The 15,121-nt window shown below is 59.2% G+C and carries 14 protein-coding genes; 9 read left to right on the top strand and 5 right to left on the bottom strand.

The genetic code is table 11. The annotated features are described in order from the left end of the window. Positions 1-42 precede the first annotated feature (42 nt). Complete coding sequence (locus tag M1E12_RS15925; protein ID WP_479562513.1) at positions 43-756, bottom strand: FadR/GntR family transcriptional regulator; 714 nt, start codon at positions 754-756, stop codon at positions 43-45. 321 nt (positions 757-1,077) lie between these two features. Here M1E12_RS15925 and M1E12_RS15920 point away from each other — a divergent pair, with 321 nt between their 5' ends. Further along, positions 1,078-2,106 carry a four-carbon acid sugar kinase family protein gene (locus M1E12_RS15920; RefSeq protein ID WP_479564901.1) on the top strand — a complete coding sequence of 343 codons (1,029 nt, stop codon included), beginning with the start codon at positions 1,078-1,080 and terminating at the stop codon, positions 2,104-2,106. A 2-nt stretch (positions 2,107-2,108) separates the two neighbouring features. After that, positions 2,109-2,834 (top strand): FadR/GntR family transcriptional regulator, encoded by a 726-nt coding sequence (locus M1E12_RS15915; RefSeq protein ID WP_185811840.1) that lies wholly within the window; start codon positions 2,109-2,111, stop codon positions 2,832-2,834. A gap of 88 nt (positions 2,835-2,922) precedes the next feature. Here M1E12_RS15915 and M1E12_RS15910 read toward each other — a convergent pair whose 3' ends face one another. From M1E12_RS15910 to M1E12_RS15900, 3 genes are read right to left on the bottom strand one after another with little or no spacing between them, the layout of a single operon-like run. Further along, on the bottom strand, positions 2,923-4,044 hold the full coding sequence (locus M1E12_RS15910; protein WP_479562512.1) for an iron-containing alcohol dehydrogenase: 1,122 nt from the start codon (positions 4,042-4,044) through the stop codon (positions 2,923-2,925). Beyond that, positions 4,041-4,997: a 4-hydroxythreonine-4-phosphate dehydrogenase PdxA gene (pdxA, locus tag M1E12_RS15905; RefSeq protein WP_479562511.1), complete on the bottom strand. Its 957-nt coding sequence runs from the start codon at positions 4,995-4,997 to the stop codon at positions 4,041-4,043. Before pdxA ends, M1E12_RS15910 begins: the two co-directional genes overlap by 4 nt. A gap of 1 nt (position 4,998) precedes the next feature. Then, positions 4,999-6,189 carry a sialidase family protein gene (locus tag M1E12_RS15900; RefSeq protein ID WP_479562510.1) on the bottom strand — a complete coding sequence of 397 codons (1,191 nt, stop codon included), beginning with the start codon at positions 6,187-6,189 and terminating at the stop codon, positions 4,999-5,001. 120 nt (positions 6,190-6,309) lie between these two features. On the opposite strand from M1E12_RS15900, the gene M1E12_RS15895 reads away from it, so the two are divergent. From M1E12_RS15895 to M1E12_RS15870, 6 genes are all read left to right on the top strand, one after another. Next, positions 6,310-7,296, top strand: coding sequence for a DMT family transporter (locus tag M1E12_RS15895; RefSeq protein WP_479562509.1), 987 nt, complete (start codon positions 6,310-6,312; stop codon positions 7,294-7,296). A 23-nt stretch (positions 7,297-7,319) separates the two neighbouring features. Further along, complete coding sequence (locus M1E12_RS15890; protein WP_479562508.1) at positions 7,320-8,819, top strand: ABC transporter substrate-binding protein; 1,500 nt, start codon at positions 7,320-7,322, stop codon at positions 8,817-8,819. An 82-nt stretch (positions 8,820-8,901) separates the two neighbouring features. Further along, on the top strand, positions 8,902-9,816 hold the full coding sequence (locus M1E12_RS15885; protein WP_479562507.1) for an ABC transporter permease: 915 nt from the start codon (positions 8,902-8,904) through the stop codon (positions 9,814-9,816). 10 nt (positions 9,817-9,826) lie between these two features. Beyond that, entirely contained in the window at positions 9,827-10,744 is a 918-nt protein-coding gene (locus M1E12_RS15880; RefSeq protein WP_479562506.1) for an ABC transporter permease, read from the top strand. Continuing rightward, positions 10,737-12,356 (top strand): ABC transporter ATP-binding protein, encoded by a 1,620-nt coding sequence (locus M1E12_RS15875; RefSeq protein WP_479562505.1) that lies wholly within the window; start codon positions 10,737-10,739, stop codon positions 12,354-12,356. The genes M1E12_RS15880 and M1E12_RS15875 overlap by 8 nt, the downstream gene beginning before the upstream one ends. A 27-nt stretch (positions 12,357-12,383) precedes the next feature. Then, entirely contained in the window at positions 12,384-13,274 is an 891-nt protein-coding gene (locus tag M1E12_RS15870; RefSeq protein ID WP_479562504.1) for a dihydrodipicolinate synthase family protein, read from the top strand. Positions 13,275-13,712: 438 nt separating this feature from the next. On the opposite strand, the gene M1E12_RS15865 is transcribed toward M1E12_RS15870, so the two are convergent. Continuing rightward, positions 13,713-14,324, bottom strand: a complete 612-nt coding sequence (locus tag M1E12_RS15865; RefSeq protein ID WP_479562503.1) for a TetR/AcrR family transcriptional regulator — start codon at positions 14,322-14,324, stop codon at positions 13,713-13,715. 45 nt (positions 14,325-14,369) lie between these two features. Here M1E12_RS15865 and M1E12_RS15860 point away from each other — a divergent pair, with 45 nt between their 5' ends. Further along, positions 14,370-14,915, top strand: coding sequence for a dihydrofolate reductase family protein (locus M1E12_RS15860; RefSeq protein ID WP_479562502.1), 546 nt, complete (start codon positions 14,370-14,372; stop codon positions 14,913-14,915). The last annotated feature ends 206 nt before the right edge of the window (positions 14,916-15,121 follow it).

The raw sequence follows: 15,121 nt of genomic DNA, 5'->3' as shown, positions 1-15,121 counted from the left end.
AAACAGAACTCTTTGGAAACCGTGGGCGCGAGGCCCGGACGGTCAGTCTTCTCTGGTCGGCTCCTCCTCAAAGCTTTCCGAGAATCTCTTTTGCGCCAGCGTCAGATGACGCCGCATGGCTTCCCGGGCACCGTTTGGGTCCCCGGCTGCGATGGCGTTGCGAATAATGCGGTGCTCTTCGAGCGCCAGTTTCCAGGTATGCGGCCCTTCGAAATAGCTGGCCAGCTTCTTGAAATACGGCGACATGCGCGAATCGTAGATCAGACCGGTGAAGTGCTTGAGCGCCGAGTTTCCGATGATGTCGGCAATCGCCGTGTGGAAATCGCGGTCGCAGGCCAGCGCCACCGCGCCATCCTCCAGTCCGCCCTCCATGCGCTCCAGAATGGCGTCGATACGCTTGAGACCCTCTGCCGTCGCAAGCCTTGCGGCTTCTTCGGCGATGCCGCTTTCGATCAGGCAGCGCGCCTGCAGGATTTCCAGCGGTCCTTCGCTGTCATCATGGTCGATCGCCTCCTGGGTCGGCCGGGGCCGGCTGCTGATATAGACACCAGAGCCCATGCGGATTTGAATGTGTCCTTCGACCTCGAGCACGATAAGCGCTTCGCGGACAGTCGGTCTTGAGACCGAAAAGCGGTCTGCGAGCTCGCGCTCGGGCGGAAGCCGCGAGCCGGGCTTCAATTCACCCGTTTCGATGAGCGCACGGATCTGCTCCGCGACCTGGCGGTAAAGCCGGCGCGGCTCCAAAGCGACGAACATGGAATTCCCTCGAGCGTATCACTCCCCTGACACGCAGGCGGTCAGATTGTCTGACCAATTTCTAGTATGAGTTTTTAATCGATCCTGTCAAGCGGGTTTGCAACAGAGCCGAGTGTGGTGGCTCGCGGGATGGTGATCAGTTGCACTTGACAAAGGGCTGCGCTCGAACCGGTGCCGGGCAGGTGGGCATGACTGGAGAAGCAGTGGGACTGGCGCTCGCCACGACATCATTCTCCAGATATGATTTGTTATCATACTGTTGCATCCTTCTGGAAATGCGATCATATTTCGATCAAGAAGATAACAACATGGAGCCTGATGGTGCTTGTCATCATAGCCGATGATCTGACCGGAGCATTGGACACTGCTGCCCCCTTTGCCGCGCGCGGGCTGCATACAGAAGTCGCCTTGACACCGAATGCGGTGCCATCGGGGCTTTCGCATAGGCCAGCTGTTCTGTCGATAAATCTGGCCTCTCGGGAGCGGCCTTCGGAAGATGCGCTCCAAGCCATGCGTCAGGTGATGGAAGCACTGCCGCCCGATGTCACGCTGTTCAAAAAGGTCGACTCGCGCCTCAAGGGGCATATCGCAGTCGAGCTTGATGCCATCCCATTCAAGCGCGCACTTGTCGCGCCCGCTATTCCTGCCTTTGGACGCGTCGTCCGCGACGGACATGTGCAGGGTTTTGGAGTGCCGACGCCCATCTCCGTGGCAAACGCCTTGGGTCACCATGCATCGCGATGCAGCGTCGTCGATTCAGCGACAGATCAGGACATGCGTGATGCACTGGCAGGTGCCCAAGCGGAGGGCATCGATCTCTTCATCGGCGCACGCGGGCTTGCCGAGGCATTGGCCGTCGAGATGACCGGCCAACCGATGTCCGAGCTGGTTGAGCCTCCCATCGGGCCCGCGCTCTTTGTCATCGGGTCGCATGATCGCATCACCGTGGAGCAGGTCGATCGGTTGCGCGAGATGGATGCTGTGAACCACCATCCGGCACCTAATGGCTTGCTGGAGATTGTCGCCCAGCCGCAGACGTTCCCACTGCTTGTGCAGGCGGTCTCCGGCGAAGCAGAGATAAGTTCGGAGGAGGTCGCTCGAAACCTTGCGTCCTCAGTGCATCCCGGTTTGACTGAAGGTGCCCGCACCCTCCTCCTTTGCGGCGGCTCGACTGCTGAAGCCGTTATGGCTCGCATGGGGATCGAGTGTTTTCGTTTGCAGGGCGAATGCCTGCCAGGGCTCGGGCTGGCCTATGCGGGTGGGCAATGTATCATCGCCAAATCAGGCGGATTCGGAGTGCCGGAAACATTGGTGACGCTCGCCGAAAAACTGCATGGGGGTAGGGGCTGACAATGGGACTGCAAAGCGGAACGGCACGCAAGAGCCTGGCAGATCTTGTGTTCGAGCGCATGCATCGGGCTATCAAATCAGGTTCTTACCAGCCGGATGAGCGACTGCCGACCGAACATGATCTGGCAATCGAGTTTGAAGTGTCTCGTCCGATCATTCGCGAGGCACTGCGACGTCTGCGCGAGCAAGGCTTCATCTATTCCAGGCGTGGTGCCGGCAGCTTTGTGCGGTCTGTCGGCATGAAACAGCCGCTCGGCTTTGGGCAATTGGAGAATGTCGCGGACCTTCTCAATTGCTATGAGTTTCGCCTGACGCTCGAGCCGGCTGCGGCAGAAGCGGCCGCCATGCGCCATACGCCGGCCACACTCGCTTCGATCCGCGAGGCACTCGAACTGATGCGCGACGCGACCAACCGCCAGGCGCACCGGGAGGATGCGGATTTCCAGTTCCATCTCGCCATCGCGCGGGCCGCCAACAACACTTACTTTTCGACGGCGATGGAGGCGCTGAAGGATCACATCGCCGTCGGCATGCGCTTCCATGGCGTCTCGGTCAAACGCGATACGGCCGGGTTATCGCGCGTGTTTGCAGAGCATGAGGCGATTGCGACGGCGATCGCAGCGGGAGAAGGTGTTCGAGCGAAGGATCTCATGCATGCCCATCTGACCGGCTCCCGCGCCCGTCTCTTTCAGACGAGCGCGTCGCTGGCGACGTTGCCGGAGGGCTGAAGCCGGCTCTGCTGCGGCGCAAGGCTTGAGAATGGAAAAAGGGGCTGGCAGGCCCCTTTTTTTGGAAATCAGTCGGAACCGAGGGCCTTCAATAGGCCGCTCGGTAGATCGCGAGCACATCTTCGACCGCCATGTCGGCGGGATTATTGTCCATGAGACGACGATTGGCATGTGCCTCTGCTGCGTAGCCCGCCAGAGCAGCTTCGTTGGCGCCGTGTCGAGAGAGTTGCATTTCGATATCGAGATCCGTGCAGAAGCGGCAGGCGTTTTCGAGCAGAGCATCGCGCGAGCCGGCGCTAAAGCCGAGCGCCTCCGCGATTTCCGCCGTCTTGTCCTCGACCACGGGCTGGTTGAAAGCCAGCACATGCGGGAAAACGATTGCGTTGGCCAGGCCATGAGGCAAACCGAGACGTGTACCGAGCGGATAGGCGATCGCGTGACCAGCCGCCGTATTGACAGGGCCAAGGCAGATGCCGCCGTAGTAGGAGGCTAGCATCATACCTTCTCGGGCTTGCGTGTCGGAACCATCCTTAACGGCGCGGGCGAGATACTTGCCGACCAGGCGGAAGCCCATGCGAGCAAAGCCGTCTATCATCGGATGAGCGCGCTTGTTGGTGAAGGCCTCGACGCAATGGGCCATGGCATCAACACCTGTGGCCGCGGTGACGGCCGGCGGGACCGTGAATGTCAGTTGCGGATCGAGGATTGCGAAATCAGCGATCATGTGGGGGCTTTCGACCGCAATCTTAGCGCCCTTCACCGGATCGGTGATCAGCGAACGAATGCCTGCTTCGGACCCCGTACCCGCCGTCGTCGCAACTTGAACGAGCCGGGTGTTGCGTCCGCTCACCTTATTGGGGCCTGCGACATCAGCAAGTGCCTGTTCGCTATCCCAGAGAACTGCCACAAGCTTGGCGACATCGAGCACGGAGCCACCGCCGAGCCCGACAACGACGTTTGGTTTGACCCGCCGCGCTACAGCAAGCGCTGCCTCAAGGGTTGCCACATCTGGTTCACCAGGAATGGCATCGAAAACCTCGATCTTGCCCGACAGCTTCAGGCGATCGACGAAGCCCGCTGTGATCGGCGTCGCGATGACCAAGGCGGATGTGGCGTCGGAAACGAGGCCGCCGACCTCGCCGATCGTGCCGGCACCGACAATCAAGCGACGCGGCTGGTGAAGGGTGATGGATGCGGTCATTGAGGTCATCCTTGCTTCGCCTTGCCGGCAACCAGCTTGCGGGCATAGGCGATGGCGGAGTTCATGTTGCCATGATTGGCGATACCCTTACCGGCAATGTCAAAGGCTGTTCCGTGGTCTACAGACGTGCGGTCAATTGGTAATTCGACCGAGACATTGACCGCCGTGTCGAAGGCGACGAGCTTGATCGGGATGTGGCCCTGGTCGTGATATTGCGCGACGACCAGGTCAAAGGCGCCGGAATAGGCGCGGTAGAAGACCGTGTCGGCCGAGATCGGGCCGGACACGTCGATCCCTTCGGCGCGGGCGGCTGCGACTGCGGGGGTGATCTGGTTGTCGTCTTCGCTGCCAAACAGGCCGTTTTCACCGCAATGCGGATTGACGCCGGCAACCGCAATGCGTGGCTTGTCGTAGCCAATGCGCTTCAAGTGGTCGTTGCCAGCCTTGATTGTTGCCAGCACGCGTTCGGTTGTTGCCCGGCGGATCGCTTCCTGCAGCGAGACATGGGTCGAGACGTGGATCACCTTCAGCCGTTCTGAAGCGAGCAGCATGTAAGCCGCCTTGGAGCCTGTCAGGCTGCGCAGCATGCCGGTATGGCCGTCATAATGATGGCCGGCGAGGTTCAGGGCTTCCTTGTTGATCGGGGCCGTCACGATGCAGCCGATCCTTCCGGCTTCTGCGTCACGAACAGCCTTTTCAATGAAGCGGAAGGCGGCATCGCCGGCGACCGGGCTCAAAGTGCCCCAGGGAAGCGGCGCGCCCTCCACCTTGATGTCGACGACGTAAGGGGCAAGGTCGATGTCGACGTTAAGCGCCTTGCGTGCAGCTTCAAGGGTTGCCAGATTGCCATAGATCCGCGTTGCGGCGCGATCATCAGCCGACATTTCGGCCAAAGCCCGTACCGAAATCTCGGGGCCGACGCCGCAGGGATCGCCCATGGTGATGCCGATAGTGCCGCTCATGTCATGCTCCGTTTTCGGGACGATCCCAGCCGGGGGCAAGCCGGACATATTTGATCGCGCGTCGATGATAGGTGTAGGCGATATGCAGTGAGCCGTCCGGTCCGGCCAGAAGCCATGGATAGGACATTTCCTTGTTTCGTCCATCGATGGAATCGTTGGACAGGCAGGTTCCCGGGCCGTCCTCAATCAGAAGGCGCTCAGGAAATGTCTGGCCGCCGTCGCGTGAAATGCAGACCGAGACAGGCGCGCGCGGCACGCCCCAGATGGCCGCGCAGCCCCCGGTCGGGTCCGCCTCCGGCCTGTCGTCCGCTTCTCCAAGCTCATCATAAAGAGAGGTTCGACGGTCCGGGGAGGTTTCAGCATTGACGGGATTGCAGATGATCGCAATGCGGCCGTCGTCAAGCGAAATTGCTGCGATGGATGAGTTGTTGTTCGGCAGGTCAGTCGGTGCCGGGGTGCTCCAGGTCAGGCCTTGATCACTGCTCTCGACACGGTAGACGAAGTCTGCCTGACGGCGGCGAAAAAAGGCGGCCATATGGTTTCCACCGAGAGCCGCAGGAGACATATGCACGCAGCCGATCGACTGGGGGAGTTCCTCAAGCGTCCAATTTACACCTGCGTCCCTGCTGATGGCGACAGCTGCCGTATCATGGCTGCCATTCCATTTCTGCCCGGGACGGGGAATGCAGCGAAAAATTGGGAGAAGCCAAGCGCCGTCTGCGCGGATCACGATCGGGGCTCGAACGAAGCTGCCGCGGGGCAGATCGAGATAGCGGCCTTGTGTAGCGGTCAGCCGCGTCGGATCGGCGCTATCCGTTGCAACATCCGTCATCCTGATCCGGCATTCGTCCTGGTTTCCCGAAGGCTGCGACGTATGAATCAAGAAGAGGCGGCCGTCGGGCGCCTGAAACAGAACCGGGTTCTGTTCTGAATGGTCAGGGTCTGAACTCAGCCGCTGGGGTGGACCCCAAGCCGATGCACCCTCAGGCAATACGGAGGCGTAGATCGAAATGTCGGACTTGCCTTCAAGCGAGCCGCCGAACCAGGCGCAGATCAGACTTCCGTTCGCCTGCCTGTGCAGAAAGGCTGCGTGGTTCTGGACCATTGGGGACGGAAGATAAGCCTCTATCCGGCCCTTATCAGCCACAGTGAGTGCGCCGGTCATGCGCCGGGCGATGTCATCAGGTGTCATGGAGCACTCCTCTCGATTTTGAAATCTGCCTTTTCTACAAAGTTGTCAAGTTTGTTTATGTAGGAAATTATCTGAGGAGCAAAAAAAACGACTATTAAGAAATTGATATTAAACATTTTTATGAAGATGCGATTCCCGCAGAAATTTTACAGCGGAAAAACATTTGACAAAGATGAGCGGAAGTTGGATGGTCTGCGTATGCCGACGTGGAGGTCGGTCCGGGAGGATGTTATGCAGTGTGGAGAGAGGCGTGAGCGGGTTTCCGCGGCAGTGCTCTTCGCGATTGGGGCGGCTGTACTGGCGGCAACCGATGCGGTGATCGTGCGCGCCCTCAACGGTGCAGTGCATCCTTTTGTTATCGCCTTTTTCCGAGCTCTTTTCGGCATTGTCGCCGTGCTGCCTTTCCTGGTCCTGAGGCCGCAAGTGCTTAAGTCGAGCCATACGCTCAGCCAGCATGCGGTAAGGGCCCTATTCAAGCTCTTTGCAATGGTGGCTTTTTTCGCCGCTTTCAGCATTGGGCCGCTGGCAGATGTGACGGCCATCGCCTTCATGTCTCCGATCTTCGTCGTTCTCGGCGCAGCCCTTGTGCTTGGCGAAAGGCCGGGGCTGGCCATGCTTGCTGCGCCGCTGATTGGATTTTCGGGTGCGATGATCATTGTCGGCCCATCTGCTTCGGGTTTCACCCTGGCAATTGGCCTTGCGCTTGTCGGCGCGCTTCTGCAGGCCGGTATCCAGTTGATCCTCAAATCCATGTCGCGTGGCGATTCCACGGCGACCCTTGTTGTGTGGAATCTGCTGCTAACGGTGCCAATTTCGCTTGTGATGGCCGTGCCTTTTTTTGCTATGCCCGGCAATCGGGAGCTGGCCTTGCTCGCCATCCAGGGCGTCGTAGGTACGAGCTGCATGGGCCTCATGACACATGCCATGTCGCTTGCCCCGGCAACTATCGTTGCGCCTGTCGATTTTCTGCGGCTGCCGCTCGTGGCGCTTGGCGGCCTTGCCCTGTTTCAAGAAACAGTCGCGCTGACCACGGTGGTTGGTGCTGTTTTGATCTCACTCGCGGCGCTCATGGCTGCACGCTCGCGAGGCGTGAAGGCTTCAAACTGAATTCATCTGGGAGGAGAATGAAAATGAGAAAGACTGCTTTGCTGTGTGCCCTCGTCATGGGGGCTGCCCTTTCCCCGGCTTATGCCGGTTCTGGTCCGATCAAGATTGTCTTGCCGGAAGAGGCCGATCTGCTCGAGCCCTGCATGGCAACGCGATCCAATATCGGTCGCATCATCATGGAAAATGTCAGCGAGACGCTGACGGAACTCGATGTGCGCGGCGGCGCCGGCGTTCAGCCGCGCCTGGCTGAGAAGTGGGAGCAGAACGCCGATGGTAGCTGGCGCTTTCATCTGCGCCAGGGTGTCAAGTTCTCCGACGGCAGCGCCTTCGACGCGAAGGACGTGAAGCACAGCTTCGACCGGATGATGAGTGACAAGATTACCTGCGAGTCCCGTCGCTACTTTGGCGGCATGACCGTGACGCCGACGATCGTCGACGATTACACGGTCGACTTCAAGGCTGATCCGGTTCAGCCGATCCTGCCCTTGCTCCTGTCGCTCGTCACCATGGTGCCTGAAGAGACGCCTCTCGAATTCGTTCGCGAACCGGTTGGAACAGGCCCCTACAAGCTGACCAACTGGACGCCTGGCCAGCAGATCGTCCTGACAAGCCGCGACGACTACTGGGGTACAAGGCCTGAAGTGACCGAAGCCACCTATGTGTTCCGCGCCGATCCTGCTGTCCGCGCGGCCATGGTCCAGGCGGGTGAAGCCGATCTTTCGCCCTCGATTTCGCAGGTCGAAGCGACCAATCCCGCCACCGATTTCTCCTATCTCGACAGCGAAACCGTCTATCTGCGCATCGACCACAATATCGAGCCGCTGAATGACGTCCGGGTTCGTCGAGCGCTGAACCTTGCCGTCGATCGTGAAGCCTTCCTTGGTACCTTGTTGCCGGACAGCGCACTGCTGGCCACCGCCATCGTGCCGCCGCCGACCCTTGGCTGGAATCCGGATGTCAAGGTGCCGGCCTATGATCCCGATGCAGCCAAGACGCTGCTCGAGGAAGCAAAGGCGGATGGCGTGAAGGTCGACACCCCGATCACGATCATCGCCCGTTCGGCAAACTTTCCGAACGTTACCGAGATCATGGAGGCAATCCAGCAACAGTTGCAGGAAGTCGGCTTCAAGATCGATCTGAAATTCGTCGAAGTGGCCGAGCACGAGCAGTATTATTCGAAGCCCTTCGCAGAAGGTCGTGGCCCGCAGATTGTCGCTGCCATGCACGACAATTCAAAGGGCGATCCGTCCTTCTCGATGTTCTTCAAATATGCAACCGAAGGCACCCAGTCCGGCTTCTCCGATCCCAAGGTGGACGATCTGATTACGCGTGCCTCTGCTGCCGTTGGTGATGAACGTGCCAAGCTGTGGTCGGAACTGATCGCCTATCTGCATGACGACGTCGTCGCAGACGTGCTTCTCTTCCACATGGTCGGCTTCTCGCGTGTTTCCGAGCGACTGGATTTCAAGCCGACAATGGCGACCAATTCCATGCTCCAGCTCTCCGAGATCAAGATCAAGTAATCATCGGGCGGCACTCGCCGTCTATTCCAAGGCAAGCCATGCGGCGGGATGATCCCGCCGCACCGTTTTCTTAGAGGACGCCATGCTGAGCTTCATCCGAAAACGCGCCGTGGCCAGTCTGATCTCGCTGATCGGGCTCGTGGTCATGGTCTTCTTCCTCTCTCGGTTGACCGGCGATCCGGCCGCCTTGTTCCTGCCGGTCGAGGCATCCGAGGAGATGAAGAACCAGTTTCGTGAGCTGCATGGGCTCAATGATCCTCTCCTCGTGCAGTTTGGCCGCTATGTTGGCGACGTCGTCACGGGTGATCTTGGCGAATCCCTGCGCAAGGCTCGGCCAGCGCTTGATGTGGTGCTCGAAGCCTTTGTCTGGACGCTGTGGCTTGCAGTCATCACCATGACCCTGGTGACCGCTGCCGCCATCATTGTCGGCTCGCTTGCAGCCTTCCGGGCCGGCGGCTTCTTTGATCGCTTTTCGTCGATCGTCTCGCTTGTCGGGGCCTCCGTCCCTGACTTCTGGCTGGCCATCGTCGCCATCGTCATTTTTGCCGTGAACCTCTCCTGGCTGCCGACCTCTGGTACGGGCACGATCTGGCACTGGATCCTGCCAATATCGGTGCTGTTCGTGCGGCCCTTCGGCATCATCGTTCAGGTGGTGCGCGGCTCCATGATATCAGCGCTCTCTTCGGCCTATGTGAAGACAGCACGTGCCAAGGGTGTTAAATCGACCCCGATCATCTTTGTGCATGCGTTGCGCAACGCCATGCTACCTGTGATCACCGTGATCGGCGACCAGGCAGCCAGCCTTCTGAACGGTGCCGTCATCATCGAGGCCATCTTTGGCTTTCCAGGCGTCGGCAAGCTGATGATCGATTCCATCCTGCAGCGCGACTTCAATGTGGTCTTGGCGGCGATCCTTGTCACGGCGCTTGCCATCTTCCTCATGAACCTGCTGATCGATCTTGCCTATGCGCTGCTTGATCCCCGGATCCGGAATTGAGGAGAAGGTCATGTCCATCGACGCCACAACCATCATTGACGAGCCTCCCTTCCTCAAACGAATGGTCCGCATGCTGCTCGCCGACAAGTTCGCACTTTGTGCGGCGATCTTTCTGCTCATCATTCTCCTGATGGCCATTATCGGCCCAAGCTGGCTGGGTGAGCTTGCCACCAAGCAGAACCTGCGCGGCCGTAATGCAGCACCCTTTGATTTCGAAAGGGCCTGGGTCTGGTGGATGGGCGCGGATGCGCTCGGCAGGCCGCTCCTGGCTCGCATCATCGTCGCCACGCAAAACACCGTTCTGGTTGCGGCCGGCGCGGTGTTTATCTCGGCTGTCATTGGAACGGTTCTCGGCCTGATCGCCGGTTTTTCCTCGCCGCGGGTCAGTCAGGTCATCATGCGGCTTGCCGACGTGATCATGTCTTTCCCGTCGCTCTTGATCGCCGTCATCGTGCTCTACATCCTCGGCTCCTCGATCCTGAACCTGATGGTGGTGCTCGCGATTACCCGGATCCCGGTCTATCTGCGAACCACGCGCGCCGAGGTGCTCGAGATCCGCGAACGAATGTTCGTCCAGGCGGCGCGCGTCATGGGCGCATCGAGCAAACGCATTGTCTTCCGGCATATTCTTCCGGTCGTCCTGCCAACTCTCACCACCCTCGCCACCCTCGACTTCGCCTATGTGATGCTGGCGGAAAGTGCCTTGTCCTTCCTCGGCATCGGCATTCAGCCGCCGGAAATTACTTGGGGGTTGATGATCAGCCAAGGGCGGCAATACCTGACCAACGCCTGGTGGCTCTCGTTCTGGCCGGGGCTCGCGATCATCTTGACAACGATGTCGCTGAACCTGTTGTCCAACTGGTTGCGAATTGCGCTTGATCCCGTACAGCGCTGGCGTTTGGAAATGAAAGGGGCCAAGAATGGCTGACCATCTGCTCGAAGTCCGCAATCTCTCAGTCGAGTTCCATACGGCAGTCGGCGTCGTCAAGGCCGTGTGTGACATGTCCTATCATCTCGACCGGGGTGAGACGCTCGCCATCCTCGGCGAGAGCGGCTCAGGCAAGTCGGTCTCGTCTTCGGCGATCATGAACCTCATCGACATGCCTCCCGGTCGGATCTCCTCAGGCGAAATTCTGCTCGACGGCGTGGATCTGCTGAAGATGCCGCTGTCGCAGCGGCGCGAGATCAACGGTCGCCGCATTGCCATGATCTTTCAGGATCCGCTTAGCCATCTCAATCCCGTCTATACCGTCGGTTGGCAGATCCGTGAGGCGCTGACGACGCATGGCACGGATGCGACCAAAGCACAGGCCGAGGCGCTTCGGCTTCTCGGGCGTGTCGGCATTCTCGACCCCGAGCATGCCCTCGACAAGTACCCGCACGAGTTTTCCGGTGGCCAGCGGCAGCGGGTGATGATCGCCATGGCTCTCGCGCTTCGGCCCGATCTGTTGATAGCAGATGAGCCGACGACCGCGCTCGATGTCACCGTGCAGGCCGAAGTGCTGGAGCTTTTAAAGGAACTGCAGCGCGAGACCGGAATGGCCGTTCTCATCATCACGCATGATCTTGGTGTTGTTGCCGAGATCGCGGACCGTGTCGTGGTGATGGAAAAGGGCGTCCTGGTCGAGGCCGGCACTGTGCGCGAGGTCTACAAGCACCCGCAGCACCCCTATACGAAGAAGCTGATCGCGGCAGCGCCGGGCAAAGGCGAAATGCATCAGCCATTGAAGGGTACCGAACCCGTCTTGAGCGTTCGCGATGTGCGCAAGACTTATGGCGCTTTCTCTGCCTTGAAGGGCGTCTCTTTTGATTTGCTGGCCGGTGAGACACTGGCCGTCGTCGGCGAAAGCGGTTCGGGGAAATCGACACTGGCCCGCATCCTGCTCAGGCTTGATGAACCGGACGCCGGCTCAGCGCTTTGGAAGGGAAGGGACCTTTTCCAGCTCTCACCGGCTGAGCTCTACAAGCTTCGCCGCGATCTTCAGATGGTCTTCCAGGATCCCACCCAGTCGCTCAATCCTCGCATGACCGTCTACCAGCTGATCTCGGAAGCTTGGGTGATCCATCCCGATATCCTGCCGAAGGCCAAATGGCGGGAGCGTGTCGCTGAACTTCTGACGCAGGTGGGCTTGGGGCCTGAGCATATGGGGCGTTATCCGCATCAGTTCTCCGGCGGACAGCGCCAGCGCATCGCGATCGCCAGGGCGCTTGCACTTGAGCCGCAATTGATCATCTGTGACGAGGCCGTTTCTGCGCTTGATGTCTCGGTCCAGGCTCAGGTCATTGCGCTTCTCGACGGGCTGCGAAAGGAGATGGGTATCGCCTTCATCTTCATCGCTCATGACCTGCCGGTCGTGCGAGACTTCGCCGACCGTGTGATGGTGATGCAGAAAGGCGAAGTGGTCGAGCTCGGTACGGTGCGCGAGATCTTCGAGACGCCGCAAAAACCGTACACCCAGGCGCTGCTCGCAGCCGGGCTTGATCCTGATCCCGACGTGCAAGCGCAGAACCGGGCCGCACGCATCGGTCGCGCCTCTTAAAACCAGAACATTGCGGAGAAAATCATCATGTCGAAAAAGGCCTTCGTCGCGCTCGTTACCTGCTTCAATGAGGACGAAACGATCAACTACGAAGCGACCCGCGCTCAGGTGCGCCGCCAGGTGGCAGCCGGCAACAACATCATGTGCGCCGGTACCAATGGCGATTTCACCGCGCTCACTTTCGAGGAAAAGGTCAAGCTCGCAGCAGCCGTGGTCGATGAAGTCGGCGGCAAGGTCGACGTGATCGTCAATGCCGGCATGCCCGCAACCTTCGAGACGATCAAGCTCGCGAAGGAGTTCGATCGCATTGGCGTTACCGCGATCGCGGTCATAACGCCCTTCTTCATCGCCTGCACCCAGGATGGCCTTGTCAGGCATTTTTCGACGGTCGCCGATGCCGTGAAGACGCCGATCTATCTCTATGACATTCCAGCCCGCACCCAGAACCATATTGAACCGGAAACGGCGCGCAAGCTGGCGACCCATGGCAATATTGCCGGCATCAAGGATTCGGGCGGTGCCAAGGAGACGCTCGAAGCCTATCTTGCCGTTTCCCGCGATATGCCCGGTTTCGATGTCTATTCCGGTCCTGATCATCTCGTGCTCTGGGCTTTGCAGAATGGTGCAGCCGGATGTATTTCAGGTCTTGGCAATGCGCTTCCCGATGTGCTGGCCGGAATTCTCAAGGGATACAACAGCGGAGATATCGCAGAAGCCGAGCGCCAGCAGGCGATCTTCACGGCCTTCCGCACCGATCTCTATGCGCTTGGCTTTGCGCCTGCCATGGTCAAGCGGGCGCTCTACCTGCAGGACGCATCTGTGGGTGCCAGCCGCCAGCCGGCACTTCTGCCGGATCCGGAGCAAGATGCGAAAGTCGCGGAGATTCTGCGCCGCTATGGCTTAGCTGTAAAGGGCTAGTCCGCTTTCTCGCAAACAGCACTCGGTCGCGACGTTCACGGCAGCTCTCGCCCTGACTGCGATCACCTATGCCAAGTGGAAGTCACCGATTTGGCAGATGTCCCGGAGTCATGTCGCACATCGAACTCCTCACAAGCCAACCAGACTGCGTGAAGTTCCATAATTTAACGTTACGCTACAGCACACGCTCCGCTTGCATGAAGCCATTGGATTTCAATCGCTTAACGGACTGACTCGCAGGTCGATGGTTCATGTCCCTTCAAGGCGGAGACGACTGGCCTGGTCCAGACAGACACGCAGACCTTTGCATCGTGCTAGACGCGGATGAGCAGCACCCCTTATGAACCATGCTCCCACGCACAATAGGTAATCTCACTGCCAAGGTGCCTTGCCTTACTGGAGAAAGCGTTGGTAGCGGATCTTCGTCCGACATTGGCCTCAAGATCGTTTCGATGATCGTCCGATACTCGGCTGGCGGGTAAGGCGCGTTTGATCGCTAACACCGTGCAGCCAATCCTGCAGAGCCTGCCGGATTGCACGATCTGCGGGCACCGTCTGATCGAACGCCCACCAGGTGTGTGCACCCTGCCAGAGAGCGGCCATCTGCCAGCCTAGAATATCCGCCTCCTGCGGGTCCGAAGACAGCCGCCGTCCGAGTGCTGAGACCAAGGCGCGTCCCCAGGCAGCGCCCCTTTCGCGAAGTCTTGGGTTTCTTATGTCTTCTCGAAGCAGAAGAAGCCCATCAGTGGCATCACGCTCGGCCGTGTCGGGAGACATCAACCGCATTAGAAGCTTGATGGCTCCCTCAGGCGATAGATCCTCTTCGAGGTCTGCAGCTTTGGTCTCAGCATCCAACCGGTCCCACGCCTGCAGGAGGGTCGCCTCGACCATGCGCTCGCGGTTGCCGTAGCGTTGCACCAGTGTCGCCGCCGACAAGCCTGAAGCCTTCGCCGCACGCGCAAAGGTCAAACCATCGGGTCCTGTCTTCATCATTAGCTCGAACAAGGTGTCTAGTACCTGTTCATCGGGGATTGTCTTGCGTCTCGTCATGGCAATATATAAACGTACATTCGTTTATAAATCAAGGAGGCGTTGATGGCAAAGATCGTTGGATACATTGCAGCGAGTCTGGATGGTTTCATCGCAGACAAGCATGACAAGCTTGACTGGCTGTTCAAGTACGACGGCATGGATCTGGGCGAGCACGATTACCGCCTATTCGTGAAGGGCATCCGCACGATCGTCATGGGTCGCGGCACTTACGACTTCTTGGCAAAAGATCCCGCACCTTGGCCCTATGGCGACCAACGGGTCGTCGTCGTTACGTCCCGTCCCATCGAAAATCCCAAAGGCTCGATTGAGGTCAGAGACGATGTTGACGACCTAATAGCGGAGCTTCGAAGGCTCGACGATGGCAATGTGTGGATGCTAGGCGGGGGGATGCTGCAGATGGCGTTCATTGAACGTGCCGCGCTCGACGAAATCGAGATCTACATCATCCCCGAGCTGCTTGGCGGTGGTCGTTCTCTTTTCCCGCCGACTGGCTTCAGATCAACCCCGAGGCTGATCAGCGCAAAAACGCTCGACAAAGGATGCGTTCGGCTGCATTACGGATTGGTTGCCTCAACCAAAATGTCCTAGCCTCTGCGTGTCCCGCCTCAAAATACCCGTTGTCAGCTAATCTCCACTGCTCCAGGGTTTCCTGAGCCCGCAAAGCCACAGCGGGTGATCGCAGACATTCTGGCGATGCGCAACGCCTTGGTCGCGATTTTAGGCCGGCCAGCAAGCACCACATCGATGCACGCAGGAGCCTCCCTGGAGATCACCTTCTCCTCGTTTTCAAGTAT

The organism is Rhizobium sp. K33 (assembly GCF_056501445.1).
This window is presented reverse-complemented; position numbering and strand designations above follow the sequence as displayed.